This window comes from Pseudomonas sp. 18058 (assembly GCF_902706155.1).
Lineage (GTDB): Bacteria > Pseudomonadota > Gammaproteobacteria > Pseudomonadales > Pseudomonadaceae > Aquipseudomonas > Aquipseudomonas rustica.
This window is the reverse complement of record NZ_CACSJY010000003.1, coordinates 64,541-88,827: the sequence shown is the minus strand read 5'-3', so window position 1 is coordinate 88,827 and position 24,287 is coordinate 64,541. Positions and strand designations below refer to the sequence as shown.

Annotated in this window: 22 protein-coding genes; 3 read left to right on the top strand and 19 right to left on the bottom strand. The window is 60.6% G+C overall.

Annotated elements, in window-relative coordinates; translation table 11 throughout:
- Nucleotides 1–5 precede the first annotated feature (5 nt).
- Nucleotides 6–908 (bottom strand): LysR family transcriptional regulator, encoded by a 903-nt coding sequence (locus tag GVL50_RS02625; protein WP_159811640.1) that lies wholly within the window; start codon nucleotides 906–908, stop codon nucleotides 6–8.
- 118 nt (nucleotides 909–1,026) lie between these two features.
- Here GVL50_RS02625 and GVL50_RS02620 point away from each other — a divergent pair, with 118 nt between their 5' ends.
- Nucleotides 1,027–2,301, top strand: coding sequence for an MFS transporter (locus GVL50_RS02620; RefSeq protein WP_159811639.1), 1,275 nt, complete (start codon nucleotides 1,027–1,029; stop codon nucleotides 2,299–2,301).
- Here the strand turns inward: GVL50_RS02620 and gspM are convergent.
- Together gspM and gspL are read right to left on the bottom strand one after the other, a co-directional pair.
- A complete protein-coding gene (gene gspM / locus GVL50_RS02615) occupies nucleotides 2,294–2,740 on the bottom strand; it encodes a type II secretion system protein GspM (RefSeq protein ID WP_159811638.1) in 447 nt (148 codons plus the stop codon). The genes GVL50_RS02620 and gspM overlap by 8 nt on opposite strands.
- Nucleotides 2,737–3,831, bottom strand: coding sequence for a type II secretion system protein GspL (gene gspL / locus GVL50_RS02610; protein WP_159811637.1), 1,095 nt, complete (start codon nucleotides 3,829–3,831; stop codon nucleotides 2,737–2,739). The genes gspM and gspL overlap by 4 nt, the downstream gene beginning before the upstream one ends.
- Before the next feature lie 38 nt (nucleotides 3,832–3,869).
- Here gspL and GVL50_RS29370 point away from each other — a divergent pair, with 38 nt between their 5' ends.
- Nucleotides 3,870–4,022: a hypothetical protein gene (locus tag GVL50_RS29370; RefSeq protein WP_371925887.1), complete on the top strand. Its 153-nt coding sequence runs from the start codon at nucleotides 3,870–3,872 to the stop codon at nucleotides 4,020–4,022.
- Here GVL50_RS29370 and GVL50_RS02605 read toward each other — a convergent pair.
- The 11 genes from GVL50_RS02605 to gbpA all read right to left on the bottom strand — a co-directional run bounded on the left by GVL50_RS02605 (nucleotide 4,012) and on the right by gbpA (nucleotide 13,622).
- The gene (locus GVL50_RS02605) at nucleotides 4,012–4,677 is read right to left on the bottom strand and encodes a general secretion pathway protein GspK (protein ID WP_371925886.1); all 666 of its coding nucleotides are present in this window, start codon (nucleotides 4,675–4,677) and stop codon (nucleotides 4,012–4,014) included. The two genes, GVL50_RS29370 and GVL50_RS02605, sit on opposite strands and share 11 nt — an antisense overlap.
- On the bottom strand, nucleotides 4,674–5,165 hold the full coding sequence (gspJ, locus tag GVL50_RS02600; protein WP_159811636.1) for a type II secretion system minor pseudopilin GspJ: 492 nt from the start codon (nucleotides 5,163–5,165) through the stop codon (nucleotides 4,674–4,676). The genes GVL50_RS02605 and gspJ overlap by 4 nt, the downstream gene beginning before the upstream one ends.
- Nucleotides 5,162–5,539, bottom strand: a complete 378-nt coding sequence (gspI, locus tag GVL50_RS02595; protein ID WP_178124145.1) for a type II secretion system minor pseudopilin GspI — start codon at nucleotides 5,537–5,539, stop codon at nucleotides 5,162–5,164. The genes gspJ and gspI overlap by 4 nt, the downstream gene beginning before the upstream one ends.
- Nucleotides 5,532–5,999: a type II secretion system minor pseudopilin GspH gene (gspH, locus tag GVL50_RS02590; protein WP_159811635.1), complete on the bottom strand. Its 468-nt coding sequence runs from the start codon at nucleotides 5,997–5,999 to the stop codon at nucleotides 5,532–5,534. The genes gspI and gspH overlap by 8 nt, the downstream gene beginning before the upstream one ends.
- The gene (gene gspG, locus GVL50_RS02585; protein ID WP_159811634.1) at nucleotides 5,999–6,457 is read right to left on the bottom strand and encodes a type II secretion system major pseudopilin GspG; all 459 of its coding nucleotides are present in this window, start codon (nucleotides 6,455–6,457) and stop codon (nucleotides 5,999–6,001) included. Before gspG ends, gspH begins: the two co-directional genes overlap by 1 nt.
- 3 nt (nucleotides 6,458–6,460) lie before the next feature.
- Nucleotides 6,461–7,660 carry a type II secretion system inner membrane protein GspF gene (gspF, locus tag GVL50_RS02580; protein WP_159811633.1) on the bottom strand — a complete coding sequence of 400 codons (1,200 nt, stop codon included), beginning with the start codon at nucleotides 7,658–7,660 and terminating at the stop codon, nucleotides 6,461–6,463.
- 3 nt (nucleotides 7,661–7,663) lie between these two features.
- On the bottom strand, nucleotides 7,664–9,130 hold the full coding sequence (gspE, locus tag GVL50_RS02575; protein WP_159811632.1) for a type II secretion system ATPase GspE: 1,467 nt from the start codon (nucleotides 9,128–9,130) through the stop codon (nucleotides 7,664–7,666).
- A complete protein-coding gene (gene gspD, locus GVL50_RS02570; protein ID WP_159811631.1) occupies nucleotides 9,127–11,016 on the bottom strand; it encodes a type II secretion system secretin GspD in 1,890 nt (629 codons plus the stop codon). The genes gspE and gspD overlap by 4 nt, the downstream gene beginning before the upstream one ends.
- Nucleotides 11,017–11,024: 8 nt before the next feature.
- On the bottom strand, nucleotides 11,025–11,525 hold the full coding sequence (locus GVL50_RS02565) for a type II secretion system protein N (RefSeq protein ID WP_256671808.1): 501 nt from the start codon (nucleotides 11,523–11,525) through the stop codon (nucleotides 11,025–11,027).
- 7 nt (nucleotides 11,526–11,532) lie between these two features.
- Entirely contained in the window at nucleotides 11,533–12,081 is a 549-nt protein-coding gene (locus GVL50_RS02560; protein WP_159811630.1) for a cytochrome b/b6 domain-containing protein, read from the bottom strand.
- Between the two features lie 74 nt (nucleotides 12,082–12,155).
- On the bottom strand, nucleotides 12,156–13,622 hold the full coding sequence (gene gbpA / locus GVL50_RS02555; RefSeq protein ID WP_159811629.1) for an N-acetylglucosamine-binding protein GbpA: 1,467 nt from the start codon (nucleotides 13,620–13,622) through the stop codon (nucleotides 12,156–12,158).
- Between gbpA and GVL50_RS28710 the strand changes: the two genes are divergently transcribed.
- Nucleotides 13,552–13,788 (top strand): hypothetical protein, encoded by a 237-nt coding sequence (locus GVL50_RS28710; RefSeq protein WP_178124144.1) that lies wholly within the window; start codon nucleotides 13,552–13,554, stop codon nucleotides 13,786–13,788. The two genes, gbpA and GVL50_RS28710, sit on opposite strands and share 71 nt — an antisense overlap.
- A gap of 176 nt (nucleotides 13,789–13,964) precedes the next feature.
- Here the strand turns inward: GVL50_RS28710 and hemE are convergent, their stop codons facing one another.
- The 5 genes from hemE to aroB all read right to left on the bottom strand — a co-directional run bounded on the left by hemE (nucleotide 13,965) and on the right by aroB (nucleotide 24,235).
- A complete protein-coding gene (gene hemE, locus GVL50_RS02550) occupies nucleotides 13,965–15,032 on the bottom strand; it encodes a uroporphyrinogen decarboxylase (RefSeq protein WP_053116656.1) in 1,068 nt (355 codons plus the stop codon).
- Nucleotides 15,033–15,284: 252 nt separating this feature from the next.
- Nucleotides 15,285–16,703, bottom strand: coding sequence for an FAD-dependent oxidoreductase (locus tag GVL50_RS02545; protein WP_158957521.1), 1,419 nt, complete (start codon nucleotides 16,701–16,703; stop codon nucleotides 15,285–15,287).
- Nucleotides 16,704–16,736: 33 nt separating this feature from the next.
- Nucleotides 16,737–21,182 (bottom strand): glutamate synthase large subunit, encoded by a 4,446-nt coding sequence (gene gltB / locus GVL50_RS02540; protein ID WP_159811628.1) that lies wholly within the window; start codon nucleotides 21,180–21,182, stop codon nucleotides 16,737–16,739.
- Between the two features lie 349 nt (nucleotides 21,183–21,531).
- The gene (locus GVL50_RS02535) at nucleotides 21,532–23,124 is read right to left on the bottom strand and encodes an AAA family ATPase (protein ID WP_159811627.1); all 1,593 of its coding nucleotides are present in this window, start codon (nucleotides 23,122–23,124) and stop codon (nucleotides 21,532–21,534) included.
- A 10-nt stretch (nucleotides 23,125–23,134) separates the two neighbouring features.
- The gene (aroB, locus tag GVL50_RS02530; protein WP_053116653.1) at nucleotides 23,135–24,235 is read right to left on the bottom strand and encodes a 3-dehydroquinate synthase; all 1,101 of its coding nucleotides are present in this window, start codon (nucleotides 24,233–24,235) and stop codon (nucleotides 23,135–23,137) included.
- Nucleotides 24,236–24,287: the final 52 nt, after the last annotated feature.

Genomic DNA, 24,287 nt, shown 5'->3' with positions numbered 1-24,287 from the left:
AGCCATCACACATTCAATGGCTCAACCTTACGCGTCAGCAGTTCAACAAACGCCTTGGCCATCGGCGACTTCTGATCCTTGCGCTGCACCAGCCACACCGCCGTCACCGCTTCCGGATCGAGCAACGGCCGATAGACCACGCCATCAATACGCATGCGCTGGTACGACGCCGGCATCACCGACACGCCCAACCCCGCCGCCACCAGGCCGATGATGGTCATCGCCTCCCCCGCCTCCTGCGCAAAGTGCGGGCTGAACCCCGCGTCACGCGCCAGGCTCAATAACTGCGCATATAGACCACTGCCGTAACTACGCGGAAAGAACACGAATGGCTCATGCGCCAACGCCGCGAGAAACAAGCCCTCCTCCGAGCCCTGCGCCAGCGGATGTTTCGAGCTGAGCACCGCGACCAACGGTTCGCGCATCAACTCGACCACGCTCAGCGAATCCGGCAATCCAAGCGGGCGCATGATGCCGACTTCAATCGACTCATCGACCAACGCATCGGCAACCATCGTGCTGCTCATCTCGCGCAGGTTCAGGTGCACTGCCGGAAAACGCTGCCGAAAGGAAAATATCGCCTGCGGAATCGTCGAGTTGAACGGTGCCGACGAGGTGAAGCCAATCTTCAATTCGCCCAGTTCACCGAGTTGTGCACGTCGGGCAACATCCGCTGCCTTATCGACCTGCGCCAGCACCAGCCGCGCCTCTTCGAGAAACAATCTCCCGGCCTCGCTCAGTTCGACCCGACGATTGGTACGTTCGAACAGCCGCGCGCCGACTTCCTGTTCCAGCGCCTGAATCTGTTGGCTCAGCGGCGGCTGCGAGATGCCCAACACCTGTGCAGCGCGGCCGAAATGCAGTTCTTCGGCGACGGCGATGAAGTAGCGCAGATGACGCAATTCCATGAAAACCCCATTAGGTCGTAAAAGCTATCAAACAGGTCGAACAATATATTGGATAGAAACATTAGCCAGCTATATGATTTTTTCATTGCCTGCCTGGCTGTGCCCTCCGAGGTCTGAAGTGAAAACTGCTGTCGCGCCCCTTGCCCATGAAGTTCCGCCTGCTGCAGCCGACGATGTCGTCGCCGAGCTGCAAGAGATCTACATCGAAAAAGGCACGCCGATGTTCATGCGCACGGTGCTGGCGCTGTTCAGCGGCGGCTTCGCGACCTTTGCGCTGTTGTATTGCGTGCAGCCGATGATGCCGCTGCTGTCCCACGAATATTCGATCAACGCCGCGCAGAGCAGTCTGATCCTCTCGGTCGCCACCGGCATGCTCGCTATTGGTCTGCTGATCACCGGACCGATTTCTGATCGGGTCGGGCGTAAACCGGTGATGGTGACTGCGCTTTTCGCCGCAGCGATTTGCACCATGGCCAGTGCAATGATGCCGAGTTGGGAAGGCGTGCTGATCATGCGTGCGCTGATCGGCCTGTCGCTGAGCGGTTTGGCCGCCGTTGCGATGACTTATCTGAGCGAAGAAATTCACCCGCAGCACATCGGCCTGGCGATGGGTTTGTACATCGGCGGCAACGCGATTGGCGGAATGAGCGGGCGCTTGATCACCGGCGTGTTGATCGACTTCGTCAGCTGGCACACGGCGATGCTGGTGATCGGCGGTCTGGCGATGATTGCCGCAGCGGTGTTTTGGAAGATTCTTCCGGAGTCGCGCAATTTTCGCTCGCGCTCGCTGCACCCGCGCAGCCTGCTCGACGGTTTCACCATGCACTTTCGCGACGCTGGTCTGCCGCTGCTGTTTCTCGAAGCGTTCGTGTTGATGGGCGCGTTTGTCACGCTGTTCAACTACATCGGTTATCGCTTGCTGGCGGCGCCGTACAACCTTGATCAAGTCTTTGTGGGTTTGCTCTCGGTGGTGTACCTGTCGGGCATCTACAGCTCGGCGAAAATCGGTTCGCTGGCCGACAAACTTGGCCGTCGCAAAGTGCTCTGGGCGACCATTGCGCTGATGTTCGTCGGCCTCGCGTTGACCCTGTTCACGCCGTTGCCGCTGGTGATTGTCGGCATGCTGATTTTCACTTTCGGTTTCTTCGGTGCGCACTCGGTGGCCAGCAGCTGGATCGGCCGCCGCGCGCTCAAAGCCAAAGGCCAGGCGTCGTCGCTGTACCTGTTCAGCTACTACGCCGGCTCGAGCATCGCAGGCACCGCAGGCGGGGTGTTCTGGCACCTTGGTGGCTGGAACGGCATCGGGTTGTTCATCGGCGCGCTATTGCTGATCGCGCTGTTGGTGGCATTAAAACTGGCGAAACTGCCGCCCCTGACTGGCGCGACTATCTGAGCTGTAGCCGCGCTTCCAGCAGATTGTCGCGCGGCTCCAGGCTCAGCGATTGCAGCACCACGCCGTCACGTTCAAGCCTGTCCAGCCAGAGCAACAATGGCTCGGGCGGGCCGCTAAGGGTCAGACGGATCTGCTCGTTATCGCTGTCCATTTGCTGCACCTCAAGCCCGGTCGAGTTGAGGCTTTCGCTGATCCTTAACGACAACGGCTGAGTCGCGTCGAACGCCGAACTGCTTGGTGGCTGAGTGCGATCCAGTTGAATTGCAAAAGCCTGTTGCTGATGATGTTGGCGCTCGAGCGCTTCGAGCCGTTGCACGCTTGGTTGCCAGATCCAGGTAAACACCGCACCACCCAGCAACCCCGCCATCAGCAGCAGGATCAACCCACGCTCACGGCGCGATAAACGCCGCCAACGCTGAACATAATCATCAGACTTCATACGCCCGCCTCCCACGTCAGCGTCGCCGTCACCCGATCGCCTATCTTGCTCGCGCCATCAATCTTGATCGCCAGACCTTGCTGACGCCCGCGTTCACGCAACTGCTCAAGCTCGGCAAAACTGTTGGCCGTCAGTTGCACTTTCCAGCCATCGACCTCGGCAAAATCGATGCGCTTGACCTCGACCTGACTCGCGCCAATCACCTGCTCGATCAACCTGACCAGCGCCGCAACCTGAGTGTCGCGAGACTGCGCTGGCAAACCCTGAATCGCCCGCATCTGCGCGGTCAGATCGACGATTTGCCCGTGTTGTGGATACAGTGTTTTGAAGCGCTGTTCATTGTGCTCGGCGAGACGCCGGGTTTCGCCGTCAAGGAAACGGAACCGCGTTTCGCTGGCGCCTACGCCCAGCAACAAAAAGGTCAATAGCACCGCCGCCAGCGAACGCCAAGGCAACGGCGAATGCCGTGGCGAAAACTCGCCATGACGCAGATTGATCGCTTGTCGAAAACCTTCTGCCAGCAATGCCTGTTCATCCGGCTCATCGACCCAAACCATGTCCTCGGGCAACACGCCGTTCAGCGCGACCAAACCCTCGTCCGTGACTGCGAGCCGCGCCGGCAACGCCCCGCCCAGCAACCAGCGTCCGAACCAGCGGGTGCCGATCGGCTGATCCGTGGGCAACAAGTCGGCATCGACAAACACCGAGCGCACTTGCAGACCACTTTCACCGAGCAGCGACAACACCGCGGCCAGGCGCTCACGAGCGATGACCATCAGCGGATAACGTCGCTCGGCGTCCGCTTTGCCAACGCTCAAATGCACAGTGTCGAGCGCTTCGCCAAGCTGCTCTTCCACAGCAAATGCCAGCGCCTGCGCGGCCGGCGCACGGCGCCCGGGCCAGGGTTCGCTGCGCAGCCAGCTGCAGGATTCGATGGGCAGTAACAGGTCGATTTTTTGTCCGCGCAGTACTTGTGCGGCTTGATGCAGCGGCATCGATTGGCGTTCGCCGGTGTGCGACCACAGGCAACATGGCCAGTCAGACGACAGGTCTGCAAGCCCTTCGGCGGTCAGGTAAAGCCAGTTTTTCATTGCGTTATCTCGAGGCCGCGGGAGGAAAGTAAACGACGTTGCAGGACTTTCAGCTGGGCGGTTTTTACGACGAACTCGACGTCAGTGCTCAGCGTCAGCACGTGCTGGTCTTGCACCACGCGCACGCTGATGCGATGCCAGCGACTGTCGACGCCGAGCCCATGGGTATTGATTCCTGCATCAGCGATTAATGGATCGACGCTGAAGGCTTGAACGCTGGGCCATGAGGTTGTCGAACGCTGGTGAACGAGGGCGTCGGCAACTTCGGGTTCGATCCCCCAGCACGCGCAGCAACAGCGCCGGTACCGTGTTGATATTCAGCGCAGCATCCGTGGGCAGCAGCGAAACCCATGGTTCTAGGCGTCGTAGCGTTGCCGCATCGAAACCCGGCAGCAGTCGCAATTGGCTCACCTCGGATAACAATCCGACCTGACTCGGTCGCAACGCGGGCAGCTCCAGCAATTCGAGCAACCGCGCCCAGCGCTCAAGCGTCACCGCATCGATCTGCCCTTGATGCAGCAATGCATTGAGATTGAAACGCGCCGACAGGTCTTCGATCTGCACCTCGACTTGCGCGTCTTCGCTGCCCGGTTCAGGAGTGATTTGCGGCCAGTCGCGGATCATCTCGGCGTGGTTCTGCTGTTCAACAAAAGCCTTGTGCAAACGCCGTAGCGCCCAGATTTCTCCGCTCACCGCCAACTGACGCAAATGCAAGGTTTGCAGCTGTTGCGCGCTGCTCTGCAAGGCCAGTCGATGACTGCGCAATAGGCCGCTGGTGATCAGCAGAGCGAGGCTCAACACCAGCATCACACTGATCAGCGCCAACCCCTGTTGCCGGTGTTTCATGGCAAGGCTCCCGGCAACAGCAGCACCCGGCGAATGCCGTCATAGCGTCGAGTCGAGAGCTGAAACTCCATCGCAGAATCATCAAGCAGGCGCCAACGCAGATCGATGACATCCTCCAGCAACTTCTGCCGCTGCACGGTCAGCGAGCCCTCGGCACGGCTCTCGCGCCACAACACGTCGCCGAGCAAGCGATACGTCAGCTCCTGACGTTCGCTGCGCGGTTGATCCAGCGGATTGCGCCAGTTACTGCGTTGCACGCTCAGTTGCCCGGCATTCAACACCACCGGCTGTTCGGCGATGTGCAGCAGATCGCGCTCGATCACCGCCACCGCGCGTTGCAGACTTCTGAAAGCGCGCTCATGACTCGCCGTCGCCTGTTGCACGCGCACCACGCTATCGAACAGGCGCCAACTGGCGAGACCGAGCACGGCGAAAATCGCCATCGCGATCACCAGTTCCAGCAAGGTGAATCCGCGCTGGTTATTCATGGCGGCTGCAACCGCGCAGTCGTGCGATACAACGGTTGATCGCTGTCGGCGAGACTGACTTCGAGCTCCACCGTGAACAGCCCCGATACATCGACCTCGCGCAGATGCTGACGTAACCGCCATTCGCGGCGATCCATGTGCACGATCTGCTGCTGTTGTCCGGCGACCCACGTGCGTTGCAGGCGCAGTTCGTTCAAATGGTTATCCGCCAACCACGCGGCAAACAACCGTCGCTCAGCCGCACCACTCTGCTGCACCACGTAACGACTTGCCGAAAGAATCGCTGCTGCGAGTACGGCGAAAACCGTCAGCGCGACCATGACTTCCAGCAGCGTGAAACCTCGCATGCGCTTGATCAGCGGTCGGTCACTCATCAAGCGAGACCTCGCTCAAACCGTCCGAAGACAGACTCGCCCAAACCCGCTCACGGCTTGCCAACTGCAAAGTAAACGCGCTGATTTCATCGCTGCTCAGAATCAACAATTGCGGCATTTCTGCGCTGCTCGCCAAGCGTACCGGCAGGCCCTCCACAGCAAGTCGCGGCTGCAGCTCCGGCGGCCATGTTTGCAAAGCCATTAAAGGCGACCAACCCCGCTCGCCAAGCTGCAGAACGCGATAACCCTCCTGGCTAAACCCCACACCAAACTCGCGCCCTTCCAGCACCGCCCGTTCGCGAAACTGCTCGATCACCCGCGCAATCCGGCTCGCCTCCTGCCGCGCCACTTGCGCCGGATTGCTCCCGCCCACCAGGCTGACCAAACCCAGCAGCACGCCGATCAGCACCATGACCACCATCAATTCCAGCAAGGTGAAACCCCGGCAGCGCTGGCGCATCAGTCGATGGCCCAGTTGCCGATATCGGCAGCGTGGCCGTCACCGCCGCTGACGCCATCGGAGCCCAGCGAATACAAGTCGTAACCGCCGCCCACCGCACGGGTGCCGGGGTTGAGGTATTGATACGGCGTGCCCCACGGATCGCGCGCCAGACTTTTCAGATATCCCGCAGGATTCCAGTTGCGCGCCGCCGGGGTGCCGCTCGGACGTTTCACCAACGCTTCCAGCCCCTGCTGCGTGGTCGGATACCGCGCGTTGTCGAGGCGGTACATCTCCAGCGCCGTGGCGATCGCCTGAATGTCGATCTTCGCCGCGGTGGTTTTCGCCTGATCCGGCCGGCTCATGAATTGCGGCACAACAATCGCGCCGAGGATGCCGATGATCACCACCACGACCATGATTTCGATCAGGGTGAAACCGCGCTGCGCGGTCGCTGTTTTTCTGTGCAAAAGAGCCATGGATCAATTCACCAATTGGTTGAGACTGAGGATCGGAAGGAGGATGGCGAGGACGATCAGCAACACCACCGCGCCCATCACCAGCAGCATCGCCGGCTCGAACAAACTCACCATCAAGGCGATGCGCGCAGCGAGGCTGGCTTCCTGTTGTTCGGCGGCGCGGGCGAGCATGGCGTCGAGCTCGCCGGCGCGTTCACCGCTGGCGATCATGTGCAGCATCATCGGCGGGATATCGCCACTGCGTTCCAGGCTGCGGGTCAGCGTCGAGCCTTCGCGCACCGAGCGGGCGACCTCACTCATGCGTGCGCGGATGGTCTGATTGCCGATGACAGCGGCGGCGATTTCCAGTGCATCGACCAAGGGCACAGCGCTCTTGCCGAGGATCGCCAGAGTGCTGGCGAATCGCGCCGCTTCCATGGCGCGCAGAAGCGTGCCGATCAGCGGAATATTCAATGCCAGCGCATGCCAGCGCAGTCGCCAGAGCGGTTGCCGCAAACTCCAGCGCCAGCCACTAAACAGCGCCAGCGCGCCACCAAAAAACACCAGACCGAACTGACGTACACCGTCGCTGAGGCTGATCAATGCGCGGGTCAGCCAAGGCAACGGCTGGCCGCTGTCGACGAAAATGTTCACCACGTCCGGCACCACGTAGCCGAGCAGAAAACCGACGATGGCCACGCTGGCGAACATCAGAATCGACGGATAGATCAGCGCCATCTGAATCTTTTGTCGCGATGCCTGCCGCGCCTGGGTGTAAGCGGCCAGTTGCTCCAGCACATGACCGAGATGGCCCGAGCGCTCACCCGCCGCCACCGTGGCGCGGAACAATTCGGGAAACGCCGCAGGAAACTGGCTTAACGCGACGGCCAGCGCATGGCCTTCCATGACTCGACCACGTACCGCCCACAACAATCCGGCAACGCGCCGTTTGCTGGTTTGTCGCGCGACCACTTCCAGCGCTTCTTCCAGCGGCAAACCGGCCTGCACCAGCGTCGACAGCTGCAACGTCAGCAGCGCCAGATCACTAGCGCTCAAACGGCCGGCACGCCTCGCACCCTGTTCACCGCGCAGCTCCTTGAGTTGAAACGGCCACAGTCCCCGCTCTCGCAACAGCTGCCGCGCGTGCCTTGGATTTTCGGCTTCGAGCCGGCCTCGGCAGCGATGGCCTTGCGCGTTGTCAGCGCGGTAATCGAAAGTCGGCATCGCTCAGTCCTCCTGCGTCACGCGCAGCCACTCATCGACGCTGGTGACGCCATCGAGCACACGTTGCCGACCGGCCTCAAACAGACTGCGCGAATCCTTGCGCGTGGCGTCGATCAGTTCGCGCTCGCTGGCGCCTCGATGAATCAACGCTGCCACCGGTTCGGTGATGCTGATCAATTCATAGATGCCAATGCGTCCGCGATAACCGTGCTGGCAATGCTCACAGCCCTGCGGCCGAAACAACGCCACGGTCTGCGTGGGTTGCAAATCCAGACGCAGGCAAGTCTCGTCATCAGCGAAGTACGGCGCCTTGCAATGCACACACAACGTGCGCAACAAGCGTTGCGCAAGCACACCGACCAGCGACGAGGCCAGCAAGTAAGCGTCCACGCCCATGTCGACCAGCCGCGTCACTGCGCCGACCGCGCTGTTGGTGTGCAACGTCGACAGCACCAGATGCCCGGTCAACGAAGCCTGCACAGCAATTTGCGCGGTCTCTCGATCACGGATTTCACCGACCATCACCACGTCCGGATCCTGCCGCAGAATGGCGCGCAAGCCCCGCGCGAAAGTCATCTCGACTTTCGGATTGACCGGCATTTGGCCGATCCCCGGCAGGTGATATTCGATCGGATCCTCGACCGTAAGAATGTTGCGCGACGGATCGTTCAGGCTGCTCAAAGCCGCATACAAACTGGTGGTTTTGCCCGATCCGGTCGGCCCGGTCACCAGTAAAATCCCGTGAGGTTTGGCGAGCAGGTTTTGCAGGCTGGCGAGGGTGTCGTCCGGCATGCCCAGACGTTGCAGTTCCAGACGTCCGGCCTGCTTGTCGAGCAAGCGCAGCACCACCCGCTCGCCGTGCGCCGACGGCAGTGTCGAGACGCGCACATCGACTTCGTGCCCGGCCAGACGCAAGGCAATCCGGCCGTCCTGCGGCACACGTTTTTCGGCGATGTCGAGCCGCGCCATGACTTTGATCCGCGACACCAGCAACGTCGCCAGTTCGCGTCTGGGCCTGAGCATCTCGCGCAACTGACCGTCGACGCGCATGCGCACCGACAGGTAGTGCTCGAAGGTTTCCAGATGGACGTCCGAGGCCTGTGCGCGCACCGCTTCGCTGAGCAGTGCGTTGATCAGGCGGATCACCGGCGCATCGCCCTGTTGCTCGAGCAGGTCGGCGGTTTGCGGCACCTGCTCGGCGAGGCTGAGCAGATCCAGTTCATCGTCCAGCCCTTGCGCGACCTGTTGCGCGGCGCTCTGGCCTTCGCGATAGGTGGCGGCCAGACGCGCGGCAAAAGGCTCTGGCTCAAGCACCTCGATTGACAGTTCGCGAGCACATAAGCGACGCACTTCGGCCAGTGCGGTCAGCGACGTGTCGGCGCGTATGAGCAGGCGGGAGCCCGCAGCGTCCAGCAGCACGCCAAACCGCCGGGCGAAACCGAACGGCAGGATTTCCAGTGGAGCACTCATGGCGCCACCGTCGCGGGCTCAAACAAATGCCGCGCCTCGGCCGGCAGCATCAGCGAGTTGCTCTCCCCGGCCTTGGGCTGACTGAGGTCGCGCAAGGTGTCGTAACGCTGCTGGCTGATCCCGGAGAGATCTTCGCGGCTGCGTACGATGGTCGGGCGCAGGAACACCATCAGATTGCTTTTGGTCTGGGTGTCGCGGCTCCAGCGAAACAGCGCGCCAACATAGGGAATGTCGCGCAGCAGCGGCACACCGCTTTTCTGCGTGCGCACGCTGTCGCGGATCAGCCCGCCAATCACGATGATTTCGCCGTCGTCGGCGAGAATCGTGCTTTTCAGCGCGCGCTTGTTGGTGATCAGATCCGAGGAATCGATGCCCGACACCGAAGGCGCGATGTCCGAGACTTCCTGCTCGACTTCCAGACGCAGGGTCGAGCCTTCGTTGATGTAAGGTTTGATCTTCAGGCTGATGCCGACGTCTTTGCGCTCGACCGTGGTGAACGGGTTATCCGCGCCGCTGCTGTTGGTCGAGTAGGAGCCGGTCTTGAACGGCACGTTCTGCCCGACGATGATTTCCGCTTGCTGATTGTCGAGGGTCAGCAGGCTCGGCGTGGACAGCAGATTGCTCCGCGTATTGCTCGCCAGCGCCGAAATCAACGCGCCGAAACGGTCGCCGCCCAACTGCAGAATCGCGCCGTCAGGCGCCGATTTTTTCTCGTCGAACTTCAAGCCACCGACGATGGGAATGTCGGTGCCGGGAAAGTTGATAAAGCCCTTCGCGTCGCCCGTACTCAAGCCCCACTGCACGCCCACGGCATCGGCGATGTCGCCGGAGATTTCGACAATGGCGGCGTGGATCAGCACTTGCGCGCGGGGCTGATCGAGCTCGCGGACGATGTTCTCGATGGTTCTGACCTGAGCCGGATCGGCGATCAGCACCAGCGCATTCTGACTTTCGTCGGCCTTGAGCATGAACGGCGTCGCGGCGGACGCTTCTTTGCCGCTGCCAGCTGTGGGTTGTTTGCGATTCTGGCCCATGCTTTCCAGCACCTGCGCGAGTTGCTTGGCATCGCTGTGGCGCAAACGGATGACCCGCGCGGTGTCGAGGCTGGCGGTGGCCGGCACGTCGAGTTGGCGAATCAGCTCGGTCAAACGCTGGCGCACGGCGAGCGGGTCGATGACGATCAAGCGATTGGTTCTGACGTCGGCCAGCACTTGAATCAGCGAGTCGGCATTGCGCTTGCCCAGCGAGGATTCGATCACCGTGGCGACGTCGCTGGCCTGGGCAAAACGCAGCGCTACCACAGCGTGCTGATCTTGCTGACCGCCGTCGAGTTGGCGCACCACCTGGGCGATGCGTTTGACGTTGGCGCCGGTGTCGGTGATCACCAAGGCATTGGCCGAAACGGACGGGCCTAGGTAGCCGTTGGCCGACACCAACGGGCGAATCAGCGCAGACAGATCGGCGGCGCTGCTGGTGTTCAGTTCGATGACTTGGGTGATGAATTGCGCGGGGGTGGCGCGCTCATTGACCGATTGGCCGGCGCGGGTTTTCACGTCTGCCACGGGAGTGATGAGGATGCGGTCGCCCTCATCGATCACGGTGAAGTTGTGCGCGTCCAGCACCGAGTAGAACAAGCGCCGCACGCCCTCACGATCCAGCGCCTGACGGGACATGACGGTGACGCGTCCCGACACACGCGGGTCGAGTACGACGGTGGTGCCGAGAATCGCCGAGATCTCTTCGACGATGTCGCGCAGTTCGGCCTGATTCATCGCCAACTGCCAGCGCTGTTCCTCGGCGTATGCAGGGCGATTGAGGAGCGGCGTCGCCAGCACGGCGCAAACCAACAAGGTGCGCAGAGCGTGCGCGCCGTTCAAGTTGTTCATCAATGAGATCACTCTGACTGCCCGTTCAGCGGGCGTAGAAAACGTGCGGAAATGTCTGCGGCGGGTGCATCGACGGATGCGGGCGAGCGCTTGAGGAATACGCTGGCAGAGGGCGCGAGAAGCAATGATTCCTCCCGCCCCTTGTTCCACAACACCACGTGTTGTGCCTCGACTCGACGCAATACGCTGCCGCCCGGCAAGTCGTCGCCAACCCGATATAACCGCGCGCCTTGGGCAGCGCTTATCAGGGCTTTCGACAGGCCACTGTCGACGGCGAACGTCGCTTGCAGAGTCAGCGATTCGGCGCTTGGTCGAAGTGCGCTGGGCGCGGCGAGCCCGAACACCGTTGCCACTGCGGCGGTGTTCAAAGGTGCAGGTGCCGTCGGCATCGGCACAGCGACCGGTGCTGGAAGACGTTGCGCACTGCGAAACGCCCACTCCTGCCAAGCGAGAAACGCTGCACAGGCGAACGGCAGCGCCCACAGTCCCAACAGCAAAAAAAATCTCACCGACGGTTCATCCGATACGCCCACAGGCCTGGCGAACGCGCGAGCGCCACGACATGCGTCGCAGCACGCGGTAACCGCGCAACTCGTGCAGAACCACCGCGCCAATGTGCATCGCTACCAGCACTGCCAACGCGGTGCAGGCCCAGATGTGCAGCACGAAAAAGCCGTCCGTCAGCGCCACATCGCTCAGCGGCTGCGGGAATTCGAACAGGCCGAACACAGGGATCGGTCGATCCATCATCAGCACCCCGCTCACCAGCACCACTGCCACCAGCAAATAGATCAGCCGATGGACAAACATCACGAGCATTTTTGCCGAGGAAAACTGCGCCATGCGCTCATGTCGCAGGTGGCTGACAAACACCACCAGCCGCCAGCAAAACACAGGGATGAACAGCGTGGTCAGCGACACATTGACGCCGGCCACCCACTGTTTGGTGTCATTGGCCACATTGACGTTGGCCACATAAAACCCGGTGACCAGCGTCCACAGAATCACCGCCGCCGACACCCAGTGCAGCAGCATTTGTTGCTTGGAATAAATTGAAAGCGTCATTCGAATCGCCCCTGAAAATCATCAGCGGTCAGACGACCTCGGTGGTCGTCTGACGCAATTACACGGGACGAGCCTTAGAGCTTGTTCCACGCCGCATGCGAGTGCTCGCCGACGCCCGGCTCAAAACCGTTCGCCTCAGGCTTGTACTGCTTGCAATAGCCGGATGCCGGGAACGGCTTGCACTCGAAGACCTCGTTGGTTTTCGGTTGCAGCACCTTGGTACCAGCGGTGTAGTCGCTGAGACCTTCCGGGAACAGGAAGTCGTAATCGGCACCGGCGCCTTCACCGGTGACGTTGACAGGCTGGGTGTCTTGACGGGTGGTGCGGCCATCCAGCGTGGTGCCAACCAGGGTCAGCGTGTGCGGGCCGGGGTTGCTGCGAATGTCCATGGCCAGCCAGGTTGCACCGCTGTCCGCTTGCGCGGTGGTGGTGCCGACCAGCTTGTTCTGCTCGTTGAACAGGTTGGCTTCGACGTTCATTTTGCGGTTCGACATCAGGCTGAAATCGACTTTGGTTTTACCTTTGTCGAGCACGTATTCGGCTTGTTGCGAGGCCACGGACAAACGCGCGCCGGCGTCTTCTTTCATCAGCAGTTGCACTTCGTAGCGAACGACGCCGCTGTCTTTTTGTGCGTACAGCGTGTTGCTGCCGCGAATCGCTTCGATGTTGCCGTTTTCATCACGAACGCCGGCGCGGATCAGGGTCTGCGACTGGTTGATCTGCTCGGCGAGTTTGAACGACCAGTTTTGCGGCTCGGCGTCTTCAGCGTTGTCGATCGAGATTTCGACGCTGTAGGAAGCACTTTCGCCCGTCGCGGTGAAGGCGCGTGCCTTGACCTTGTCACCAGCCAGCAGCGGCGTCGATGGCGCGATGGCGCCGACGGACGACCAGCCACCTGGCAGGGACGGCTCGGCAATGATGTTTACGTCGAGGACATTGTGGAAGGCCATTTTGGTATCACTGACGCCCCAGATCGCGAGGATCACGTGCTGACCGTTTTTGTCTTCCGGGATACTGCAGCGATGCTTGGTGCCTGGCACAGGCATCTGAAAATCACCCGCGACCTCGCAAAAAGGCATGCTCTCGAACGAAGTGCGTTTCAACGCTTCATTCGGGTTCCAGCCGTTACGGGTAATGAAATATTGATGGTATTCCACCGGGTGTGGCGCTTTGTAATGCCACTGGAAATCCAGCGTGCGCTCTTTGATGTCGGTTAGCTGCCAGCGTGTGGCGGACTGCACGTCCAGAGCAGTGAACAGTTCATTGCCACCGCTAGCGATCCTGCCATCAACCGGCCCTTGGCCCGTGCCACCACCCACACCGGCCGGAAAACCCTGAAAGGTTTCGCCAACACTTTGTGGCTCGTATTGCGCACCACCACAACCGGTGTTTACACCCTTCTGGCACAGCAACGCGCGCGATGGCGGCACCTCTACATAACCATGGGCTACTGCGCCCGAAGAACCCAGCATGGCCGACAGTAAAATCAAAGAAGAAGTGCACGTTGCCAACGCACTCCTTTTAAAAATTGGTTTTTTCATTGTTATTCCAGGCTCATATCAAATAAGCGAGCCCGGCATCGCGCCAGGCTCTAATACGGTGCTCGACGCCATGCCGAACACACGCCTGAAACCTTACGTGGATAGGGAAAACTTCTATGTAGGAGTAATCACCGGGTGTAGCAGGAATAGTCGCCACGGAAACTAATCCGACAACTAAGGAAAGAATTCTTACAACAGGAAACTATTCATCCTCACCCTCAAGAGCCCCTCACCCTAGCCCCCTCCGAAGGGACAAGAGAATGATTGGGGGGACATTACGCGGCATAAAAAAACCTGCCCCGCATGACACGGGACAGGTTTTTTTGTACAGACGTTGCAGCGTTATTCGTGGTACTGCGCCGACAACTCATGCACCGCACGCAGGAAAGCGCCGGCGTGTTCCGGATCGACTTCCGGGGTGATGCCATGGCCGAGGTTGAACACGTGACCGCTGCCCTTGCCGTAGCTGGCCAGAATACGTCCGACTTCGGTGCGGATCGCTTCCGGTTTTGCGTAAAGCACGGTCGGATCCATGTTGCCTTGCAGGGCAACCTTGTCGCCAACGCGGGCGCGGGCGTTGCCGATGTCGCACGTCCAGTCTAGGCCCAGTGCGTCAGCACCTGCGTCGGCGATGCTTTCCAGCCACAGGCCGCCATTTTTGGTGAAGAGGATCACTGGCACTTTGCGACCGTCGTTTTCGCGGATCAGACCGCTGACGATTTTCTTCATGTAGGCCAGCGAGAATTCCTGATACGCCGCCGCCGACAGGTTGCCGCCCCAGGTATCGAAGATCTGCACCGCTTGCGCACCGGCCATGATCTGGCCGTTGAGGTACGAGGTCACCGACTGCGCCAGTTTATCCAGCAGCAGGTGCATGGCTTGCGGGTTGTCGTAGAGCATCGCTTTGGTCTTGCGGAAGTCTTTCGACGAGCCGCCTTCAACCATGTAGGTCGCGAGTGTCCAAGGGCTGCCGGAGAAACCGATCAGCGGCACACGGCCGTTCAATTCGCGACGGATGGTGCTGACCGCGTCCATGACGTAGCCGAGGTCTTTGTGCGGATCAGGGATCGGCAGCGCTTCGATATCGGCGAGGGTGCTGACGACTTTTTTGAAGCGCGGACCTTCACCGGTCTCGAAGTACAGGCCTTGGCCCATGGCATCGGGGATGGTGAGGATGTCGGAAAACAGGATCGCCGCGTCCAGTTGTGGATAGCGGTCGAGCGGTTGCATGGTGACTTCGCAGGCGAATTCCGGATTCATGCACAGGCTCATGAAATCACCGGCCTGGGCGCGGCTGGCGCGGTATTCCGGCAAGTAGCGACCGGCCTGACGCATCATCCACACAGGGGTGACGTCTACGGGTTGCTTGAGCAGGGCGCGGAGGAAACGGTCGTTCTTCAGGGCAGTCATGTCGGCATCCGGAAAAAAAGTGCGGGCATTTTCTCAGAGCGCGACGCAAAAGGCACGGATGCAGGTCAGCCTTTTGTCTATCGGGTCAATTTATTGCCTTGGAATGCGCTATCAGCAACACCGAGAAACAACTGTGGGAGCGGGCTTGCTCGCGAAAGCGGTGTGTCAGGCAACATATCCGCCGGCTGACACGCCCTCTTCGCGAGCAAGCCCGCTCCCACATTTTTGATCGCATTTCAGGTTGAAATGTAATCAGACACCCAGGTAATCAAGGATCCCTTCGGCGGCGTTGCGGCCTTCGAAGATCGCCGTTACCACCAGGTCGGAACCGCGCACCATGTCACCACCGGCAAAGATTTTCGGGTTGCTGGTCTGGTGCTTGTACTGACCTTGCTCAGGCGCAACGACGCGGCCCTGGCTGTCGGTCTGGATTTCGAACTGTTCGAACCACGGTGCCGGGCTCGGGCGGAAGCCGAACGCGATGACCACGGCGTCGGCCGGGATGATCTCTTCGGAACCCGGGATCGGCTCTGGGCTGCGACGGCCACGGGCGTCCGGTTCGCCGAGACGGGTCTCGACCACTTTAACGCCTTCGACCTTTTCTTCACCGACGATAGCGATCGGCTGGCGGTTGTAGAGGAATTTCACGCCTTCTTCCTTGGCGTTTTTCACCTCTTTGCGCGAGCCGGGCATGTTCGCTTCGTCACGACGATAAGCGCAGGTCACCGATTTGGCGCCCTGACGGATCGAGGTGCGGTTGCAGTCCATCGCCGTGTCGCCGCCGCCGAGTACCACGACCTTTTTGCCTTTCATGTCGACGAAATCTTCCGGCGACTTTTCAAAGCCCAGGTTGCGGTTGACGTTGGCGATCAGGAAGTCCAGTGCGTCATAAACGCCCGGCAGATCCTCACCGGCAAAACCGCCCTTCATATAGGTGTAAGTGCCCATGCCCATGAACACCGCATCGTACTCGGCGAGCAGTTGTTCCATGGTCACGTCTTTGCCGACTTCGGTATTGAGACGGAACTCGATGCCCATGCCGGTGAAGACTTCGCGGCGATTGCTCAGCACGGTCTTTTCCAGCTTGAACTCGGGGATGCCGAAGGTCAGCAGACCGCCGATTTCCGGGTTCTTGTCGAACACCACCGGGGTCACGCCACCGCGTACCAGCACGTCGGCACAACCCAGACCCGCCGGGCCCGCGCCGATGATCGCGACACGTTTGCCGGTCGGTTTGACCTTGGACATGTCCGGGCGCCAGCCCATGGCGAACGCGGTGTCGGTGATGTACTTCTCGACCGAACCGATGGTCACCGCGCCGAAGCCGTCGTTAAGGGTGCAGGCACCCTCGCACAGACGATCCTGCGGACACACCCGGCCGCAGACTTCCGGCAGGGTGTTGGTCTGGTGCGACAGCTCGGCGGCCTGAAGGATGTTGCCCTCGGCCACCAGTTTCAGCCAGTTCGGAATGAAGTTGTGCACCGGGCACTTCCATTCGCAATACGGGTTGCCGCAACCCAGGCAGCGGTGGGCCTGATCGGCCGACTGCTGGGGTTTGAACGGTTCGTAGATTTCGACGAACTCTTTCTTGCGTTGACGCAACAGTTTCTTCTTCGGATCTTTGCGCCCGACATCGATGAACTGGAAGTCGTTATTCAGACGTTCAGCCATTGTTAAAACCTCATCAAACTCTTCAGGCGCATATCACTGCGGGTTGGCACGAGTGCTGGAAAGCAACGATTTCAGGTTGGCAGCCTTAGGCTTGACCAGCCAGAAACGGCGCAGATAGTCATCGAGGTTTTCGGCGAGTTCACGACCCCACTCGCTGTCGGTTTCCGCGACGTACTCGTTCAGCACGTTTTGCAGGTGGCTGCGATAGGCTTCCATCGCCTCGCCGCTGATCCGCTGGATTTCCACCAGTTCGTGGTTGACCCGGTCAACGAAGGCGTTGTCCTGATCGAGCACGTAGGCGAAACCACCGGTCATGCCAGAGCCGAAGTTGTAACCGGTCTTGCCCAGAACGCAGACAAAACCACCGGTCATGTACTCACAGCAGTGATCACCAGTGCCTTCCACAACCGTGTGGGCACCGGAGTTACGCACAGCGAAACGCTCACCTGCGGTGCCGGCGGCGAACAGCTTGCCGCCCGTCGCGCCGTACAGGCAGGTGTTGCCGATGATGGCGCTGTCCTGAGTCTTATAAACGCTGCCCTTCGGCGGCACGATGGTCAGTTTGCCACCGGTCATGCCTTTGCCGACGTAGTCGTTGGCGTCGCCTTCGAGGTACATGTTCAGACCGCCGGCGTTCCACACACCGAAGCTCTGACCGGCAGTGCCCTTGAAGCGGAAGGTGATTGGCGCTTTCGCCATGCCCTGGTTGCCGTGCTTGCGCGCGATTTCGCCGGAGATCCGCGCGCCGATCGAACGGTCGCAGTTGCAGATATCCAGATCAAATTCGGCGCCGCTCATGTCGTTGATCGCCGACGAGGCCATCTCGACCATTTTCTCGGCCAGCAGGCCTTTGTCGAACGGCGGGTTGCGCTCAACACCGCAGAACTGTGGCTTGTCCGCCGGGATGTGATCGCTGCCCAACAGCGGCGTCAGATCGAGGTGGTTTTGCTTGGCGGTCTGGCCTTCGAGGATTTCCAGCAGATCGGTACGACCGATCAGCTCTTCGAGGGAGCGCACGCCGAGCTTGGCCAGCCACTCACGGGTTTCTTCGGCGACGTAGGTGAAGAAATTCACCACCATGTCGACGGTGCCGATGTAGTGGTCTTTACGCAGCTTCTCGTTCTGCGTCGCAACGCCGGTGGCGCAGTTGTTCAGGTGGCAGATACGCAGGTATTTGCAGCCCAGCGCGATCATTGGCGCAGTACCGAAGCCGAAGCTTTCAGCGCCGAGGATTGCAGCCTTGATCACGTCGAGGCCGGTTTTCAGGCCACCGTCGGTCTGCACCCGGACTTTGCCGCGCAGGTCGTTGCCGCGCAGAGTCTGGTGGGTTTCGGCGAGGCCGAGTTCCCACGGTGCGCCGGCGTATTTGATCGAAGTCAGCGGCGAAGCACCGGTGCCGCCGTCGTAGCCGGAGATGGTGATCAAGTCCGCATAGGCCTTGGCCACACCGGCAGCGATGGTGCCGACGCCTGCTTCCGCTACCAGTTTTACCGAAACCAGTGCCTTCGGGTTGACTTGCTTGAGGTCGAAAATCAGCTGCGACAAGTCTTCGATCGAGTAGATGTCGTGGTGCGGCGGCGGCGAAATCAGGGTCACGCCCGGCACTGCGTAACGCAGCTTGGCGATCAGCCCGTTCACTTTACCGCCCGGCAGTTGCCCGCCCTCGCCCGGCTTGGCGCCTTGCGCGACTTTGATCTGCAGCACTTCGGCGTTGACCAGATATTCCGGGGTCACGCCGAAACGGCCAGTCGCAACCTGCTTGATTTTCGAGCTCTTGATGGTGCCGTAACGCGCCGGGTCTTCACCACCTTCGCCGGAGTTGGAACGCGCACCGAGGCGGTTCATGGCTTCGGCCAGGGCTTCGTGAGCTTCCGGCGACAAGGCGCCCAGCGAGATACCGGCGGAGTCGAAGCGCTTGAGTACCGATTCCAGCGGTTCGATTTCACTGATGTCCAGCGGCGTGTCGAGGGTCTTGACCTTGAACAGGTCGCGGATCATCGACACCGGACGGTTGTCCACCAGCGAGGTGTATTCCTTGAACTTGGTGTAGTCGCCCTGTTGCACGGCAGCTTGCAGGGTGTTGACCACGTCCGGGTTGTACGCGTGATATTCGCCACCGTGGACGAACTTCAGCAGACCGCCCTGCTGGATCGGCTTGCGCGGACTCCAGGCTTCGCTGGCGAGTGCTTTCTGCTCGGCTTCGATGTCGACGAAACGCGCACCCTTGATGCGGCTCGGCACACCACGGAAGCTCAGGTCGCAGACTTCTTCGGACAGGCCGATCGCTTCGAACAATTGTGCTCCGCGGTAGGAGGCGATGGTCGAGATACCCATCTTCGAGAGGATCTTCAGCAGACCTTTGGTGATGCCTTTGCGGTAGTTTTTGAACACCTCATAGAGGTCGCCCAGCACTTCACCGGTACGGATCAGGTCGCCCAGCACTTCGTACGCGAGGAACGGATAGACCGCCGAGGCGCCGAAACCGATCAGCACCGCAAAGTGATGCGGGTCACGGGCGGTCGCAGTTTCAACAAGGATGTTGGAATCGCAACGCAGGCCTTTTTCGGTCAGGCGGTGGTGCACGGCACCGGTCGCCAGCGAAGCATGGATCGGCAGCTTGCCCGGGGCGATATGGCGGTCGCTCAGGACGATCTGGGTACGACCGGCGCGCACGGCTTCTTCAGCCTGATCGGCAACGTTGCGGATCGCCGCTTCGAGGCCAACGCTTTCGTCGTAGTTGAGGTCGATGATCGCCCGTTCGAAACCCGGACGGTCGAGGTTCATCAACGAGCGCCACTTGGCCGGCGAGATCACCGGCGAGCTGAGGATCACGCGCGAGGCGTGTTCCGGCGACTCCTGGAAAATGTTGCGCTCGGCACCGAGGCAGATTTCCAGCGACATCACGATCGCTTCACGCAGCGGGTCGATCGGCGGGTTGGTAACCTGCGCGAACTGCTGACGGAAATAGTCGTACGGCGTGCGCACGCGCTGCGAGAGCACGGCCATCGGCGTGTCGTCGCCCATCGAGCCCACGGCTTCGTAGCCTTGCTCGCCGAGCGGACGCAGGACCTGATCGCGCTCTTCGAACGTGACCTGATACATCTTCATGTACTGTTTGAGCTGATCGACGTCGTAAAACGCCGAACCGTGATCGTTGTCTTCCATGGTCGCCTGGATGCGCAGAGCGTTCTTGCGCAGCCATTGCTTGTACGGATGACGGGACTTCAGACGGTTATCGATCGCGTCGGTGTCGAGGATCTGCCCGGTTTCGGTGTCCACGGCGAAGATCTGGCCAGGGCCGACACGACCTTTGGCAATCACATCTTCCGGCTTGTAGTCCCACACGCCGATTTCCGACGCGAGGGTGATGAAACCGTTGGTGGTGGTGACCCAACGCGCCGGGCGCAGACCGTTACGGTCGAGCAGGCACACCGCGTAACGACCGTCGGTCATTACCACGCCGGCCGGGCCGTCCCACGGTTCCATGTGCATCGAGTTGTACTCGTAGAACGCACGCAGATCCGGATCCATGGTTTCAACGTTCTGCCACGCCGGCGGAATAATCATTCGCACGCCACGGAACAGGTCGATGCCACCGGTGACCATCAGTTCGAGCATGTTGTCCATGCTGGAAGAGTCGGAACCGACACGGTTAACCAGCGGGCCGAGTTCTTCCAGATCCATCAGATCGTTAGTGAACTTGGTGCGACGGGCCTGCGCCCAGTTGCGGTTACCGGTGATGGTGTTGATCTCGCCGTTGTGGGCGAGGAAGCGGAATGGCTGAGCCAGCGGCCATTTCGGCAAGGTGTTGGTGGAGAAGCGCTGGTGGAACACGCAGATCGCGGTTTGCAGGCGCTCGTCACTCAGGTCTGGATAAAATGCGGCCAGATCGGCCGGCATCATCAGGCCTTTATAGATGATGGTCTTGTGCGAAAAGCTGCAGATGTAGTGGTCGGAGTCGACGGCGTTGGACACCGACGAACGACGACGCGCACTGAACAGCTTCACGGCCATGTCCTGATCGCTCAGGCCTTCGCCGCCGATGTACACCTGCTCGATTTGCGGCAGGCGCTCAAGGGCCAGGCGGCCGAGGACGCTGGTGTCGATGGGCACTTTGCGCCAGCCGATCAACTGCAGGCCTTCAGCGAGGATCTCGCGGTTCATGTTTTCGCGAGCGGCTTCGGCCTTGGCCGGATCCTGGTTGAAGAAGACCATGCCCACCGCATATTGCTTGGGCAGCTCGACGCTGAAGGTTTCCTGGGCAATGGCTCGCAGGAACGCGTCAGGCTTCTGAATCAGCAGACCGCAACCGTCACCGGTCTTGCCGTCGGCATTAATCCCACCGCGGTGGGTCATGCAGGTCAGGGCCTCGATGGCCGTTTGCAAAAGGGTATGACTGGGCTCGCCCTGCATATGGGCTATCAGGCCGAAACCGCAGTTATCCTTGAATTCATCTGGTTGGTACAGACCTGCTTTCATAGACACTTTCTCACCAGGCTGCCTCTTGTCGAGGCAAATTTCTTTTCAATTCAACCACTTGCGATCCGCGCCGAACGTACGCCGGCTTAGCGGGGGCAAAAGGGTGGTCATTGTACACAGCGACACAGAGGCTCACAAATTTGACGACGAAATGTCGCAAATTCATGTCGCATTTGTGAAAGGTTTAAAGCGATCTGCTGTGCTAGTCAAAACTTTTTTAATTTTGACCGCAACGACTCAAAGACTACTGTGACGCAGACACCACAAGGCACGCGACCTGGAAGGAAGCGCGCACTCGTAGAAATTTTGAGGTGCTTGGAGAGGCGGCCTGGGTAAGGCCGCCGAATCTTCAGCGAGTTGTTGCCAGTTCTTGTTGGACGCTGGCGACAGTGCGAGGCCAAGGTTTACCAGCCTGAACCTTCGCTGGCAAGGCCTTGATGGCAGAAACGGCCGCGTCACGATTGGCGAAGTTGCCATAAGTGATCACGTAAAGCGGCTTGCCGTTGAGGACTTTCTTGAAATAACGGTACTCGCCGCCCTGCTCCTTGACGAAGTTTTGCGCGGCAGTTTCCGAGCTGGTGCCGAGGATCTGCACCACGTAGTTACCGGTCGGCTGACCGGCGTACCAGCTGCCACCGGCGGCTTTGGCCACGGTGACCGGCTTCTCGGCAGGCTTGGCTGCAGCGGCTGGCTTGGCCGGCGCTGGAGCCGGTTTCGCTGCAGGCGCTGCCGGAGCAGGCTTGGCGGTAGCAATTTGGGTTGGCGCTGGCGTCGGCTTCGCGGCCGGGGCTGGAGCCGGTGTTGGCGCAGGGCCAGCCGGAACGCCTGCCGGAGGTGCGGAAGTGGTGACGGTCGGCGGTGTGGCGCTGGAACCTTCGACCGGCACGCCGTCGTCGCCTTCGGTGATGCCACCGGCGGCTTCAGCCAACGGGCCACGCATGACCGGTTGCGAGTTGCCGACCAGCGGCAGCGGCATCGGTTGGGTGTTGCCAGCGAATTCGACGGAAGGATTAGCCCCGTTCGCCCCGCCCTGACCCAAAGGCAACTGCGCCTGTTCATTGGCAGGAGCGCCGGTGGTAGGTGTCTTGTTGCGACCCGGCATCAGCCAGGCGGCGGCGACCGCAACCACAACGACGGCAGAAATCGCCAATACGTGTTTCTTCGGCATGTTGAACCCCATACTTGGACGCTTGACCGCAGAGCGGCTGGCAATCATGACTTCGATCAGTGCATCGCGAGCGACCTGGTTGATGTTGCCTGGCCAACCCTCGGCGCTTTCGTGAATATCAGAGATCTGATCCGCGGTGAAAAGTTCGACACCACGGCCTGCACCTTCGAGCCGTTGGTCGAGATACTCGCGGGTCTCTTCTTCGGTGTACGGCTGCAGTTCGATGACGTGGAAACGCTCTTCCTCAAGGTGCAACGCCTCGAGTTGCGCGATCAGCGACGACTCACCAAACAGGAATACGTGCGGGCGACCTTCCGGTGCGCCGGCCCCCAGCGCCATCAGCGCTTCGAGGGCGGATTCGTCGAGCTGCTCGGCGTCATCCACCAGCAGATAGACTTCCTGACCCGTCAGCGCGAGTTGCACCACCTGATCCAGAATCGCGCCAACTTCGGCCTGAGCGACGTTCAGCGCCTGGGCAACCTGACGCAGCACACCGGCCGCATCACCGGCGCCACGGGCGGAAACCACCACGCTCTGTACCGATTGCTTATTGGTGCTGGCGACCAGTGCCTGACGTAGCAAGGTCTTGCCGCTGCCTTGCGGGCCAGTGACGACCAGCAACAACTGACTGTAACGCGCCAGATGATGCAACTGACCCAACACTGGTTTGCGCTGGGCCGGGAAGAATTTAAAACCCGGCACTCGTGGCGCGAAGGGGTCGTGGCTTAACTGGAAATGGCCGAGGAACGCCTCGTCGGCATGCAAACTAGTCATTGGAATCTTTTCAACCTTTAAGCTGAGCCAGGGCGCGGTAATCCGCTCCCAGCGTGGCCTGTAGAACCTCTTTCGGATAATCGGCGGTCACTACCGCTTCGCCCATCCGGCGCAGCAGCACCAGGCGCAGACGACCGTCGATCACTTTTTTGTCGATTGCCATGTGTTCAAGAAAATCGGCTTCGGTCATTTCTGTCGGCGGCACCACCGGCAGACCGGCGCGCTGGAACAGACGAATGCCGCGATCACGTTCCGCTTCGCTGATCCAGCCCAGACGCGCGGACATTTCCAGCGCCATCACCGTGCCAGCTGCGACGGCCTCACCATGCAACCAGACACCATAGCCCATGTGGGTCTCGATGGCGTGACCGAAGGTGTGGCCGAGATTGAGGGTGGCGCGCACGCCGGTTTCTTTCTCATCGGCGCCGACCACCGCAGCCTTGGCCGCGCAGGAACGCTCGATGGCGTAAGTCAGGGCTTTTTGATCCAGCGCACGCAGGGCGTCGACGTTGTCTTCGAGCCAGCCGAGGAACGGTTCGTCGCAGATCAGACCGTACTTGATGACCTCTGCCAGACCGGCGGACAGTTCACGCTCGGGCAGGGTTTTCAGCGAGGCGGTATCGATCAGCACCACGTTCGGCTGATAGAACGCGCCGACCATGTTCTTGCCCAGCGGATGGTTGATACCGGTTTTGCCGCCCACCGACGAATCGACCTGGGACAGCAACGTCGTCGGGATCTGAATGAAGTCGACGCCGCGCTGATAGCAGGCGGCGGCGAAACCGGCCATGTCGCCGATCACACCGCCGCCGAGGGCGATCACGGTGGTGCGGCGGTCATGACGCGCGGTCAGCAGACCGTCGAAGATCAGTTGCAGGGTTTCCCAGTTCTTGAAGGCTTCGCCGTCCGGCAGCACCACGGAGATCACCGAGAACTGCGCGAGGCTGCGGGTCAGACGTTCGAGATAGAGCGGCGCAACGGTCTCGTTGGAGATGATTGCCACCTGCCGCCCATGGATATGCGGCGCCAGCAACTCGGGCTGATCCAACAAACCTTCGCCAATATGAATCGGGTAGCTGCGCTCGCCTAGATCGACCTTGAGTGTCTGCATGTGTCCCCACAGTGAAGATGGAAGCAGGCATCCTGCCCTGAATTATTGGTTA

Excerpts from the sequence above, each read along its gene's own strand:
- gspH (WP_159811635.1), bottom strand. The coding sequence starts at position 5,999 with ATGCGCCAGCGCTGCCGGGGTTTCACCTTGCTGGAATTGATGGTGGTC.
- gspL (WP_159811637.1), bottom strand. The coding sequence starts at position 3,831 with ATGAAAAACTGGCTTTACCTGACCGCCGAAGGGCTTGCAGACCTGTCG.
- gspM (WP_159811638.1), bottom strand. The coding sequence starts at position 2,740 with ATGAAGTCTGATGATTATGTTCAGCGTTGGCGGCGTTTATCGCGCCGT.
- gspF (WP_159811633.1), bottom strand. The coding sequence starts at position 7,660 with ATGCCGACTTTCGATTACCGCGCTGACAACGCGCAAGGCCATCGCTGC.
- GVL50_RS02545 (WP_158957521.1), bottom strand. The coding sequence starts at position 16,703 with ATGGCTGAACGTCTGAATAACGACTTCCAGTTCATCGATGTCGGGCGC.
- gspD (WP_159811631.1), bottom strand. The coding sequence starts at position 11,016 with ATGAACAACTTGAACGGCGCGCACGCTCTGCGCACCTTGTTGGTTTGC.
- aroB (WP_053116653.1), bottom strand. The coding sequence starts at position 24,235 with ATGCAGACACTCAAGGTCGATCTAGGCGAGCGCAGCTACCCGATTCAT.
- gbpA (WP_159811629.1), bottom strand. The coding sequence starts at position 13,622 with ATGAAAAAACCAATTTTTAAAAGGAGTGCGTTGGCAACGTGCACTTCT.
- hemE (WP_053116656.1), bottom strand. The coding sequence starts at position 15,032 with ATGACTGCCCTGAAGAACGACCGTTTCCTCCGCGCCCTGCTCAAGCAA.
- GVL50_RS02625 (WP_159811640.1), bottom strand. The coding sequence starts at position 908 with ATGGAATTGCGTCATCTGCGCTACTTCATCGCCGTCGCCGAAGAACTG.
- gspE (WP_159811632.1), bottom strand. The coding sequence starts at position 9,130 with ATGAGTGCTCCACTGGAAATCCTGCCGTTCGGTTTCGCCCGGCGGTTT.
- gspJ (WP_159811636.1), bottom strand. The coding sequence starts at position 5,165 with ATGAATAACCAGCGCGGATTCACCTTGCTGGAACTGGTGATCGCGATG.
- GVL50_RS28710 (WP_178124144.1), top strand. The coding sequence starts at position 13,552 with ATGGCCGACAGTAAAATCAAAGAAGAAGTGCACGTTGCCAACGCACTC.
- gspG (WP_159811634.1), bottom strand. The coding sequence starts at position 6,457 with ATGGCTCTTTTGCACAGAAAAACAGCGACCGCGCAGCGCGGTTTCACC.
- gspI (WP_178124145.1), bottom strand. The coding sequence starts at position 5,539 with ATGAGTGACCGACCGCTGATCAAGCGCATGCGAGGTTTCACGCTGCTG.
- gltB (WP_159811628.1), bottom strand. The coding sequence starts at position 21,182 with ATGAAAGCAGGTCTGTACCAACCAGATGAATTCAAGGATAACTGCGGT.
- GVL50_RS02605 (WP_371925886.1), bottom strand. The coding sequence starts at position 4,677 with ATGAAACACCGGCAACAGGGGTTGGCGCTGATCAGTGTGATGCTGGTG.
- GVL50_RS02535 (WP_159811627.1), bottom strand. The coding sequence starts at position 23,124 with ATGACTAGTTTGCATGCCGACGAGGCGTTCCTCGGCCATTTCCAGTTA.
- GVL50_RS02560 (WP_159811630.1), bottom strand. The coding sequence starts at position 12,081 with ATGACGCTTTCAATTTATTCCAAGCAACAAATGCTGCTGCACTGGGTG.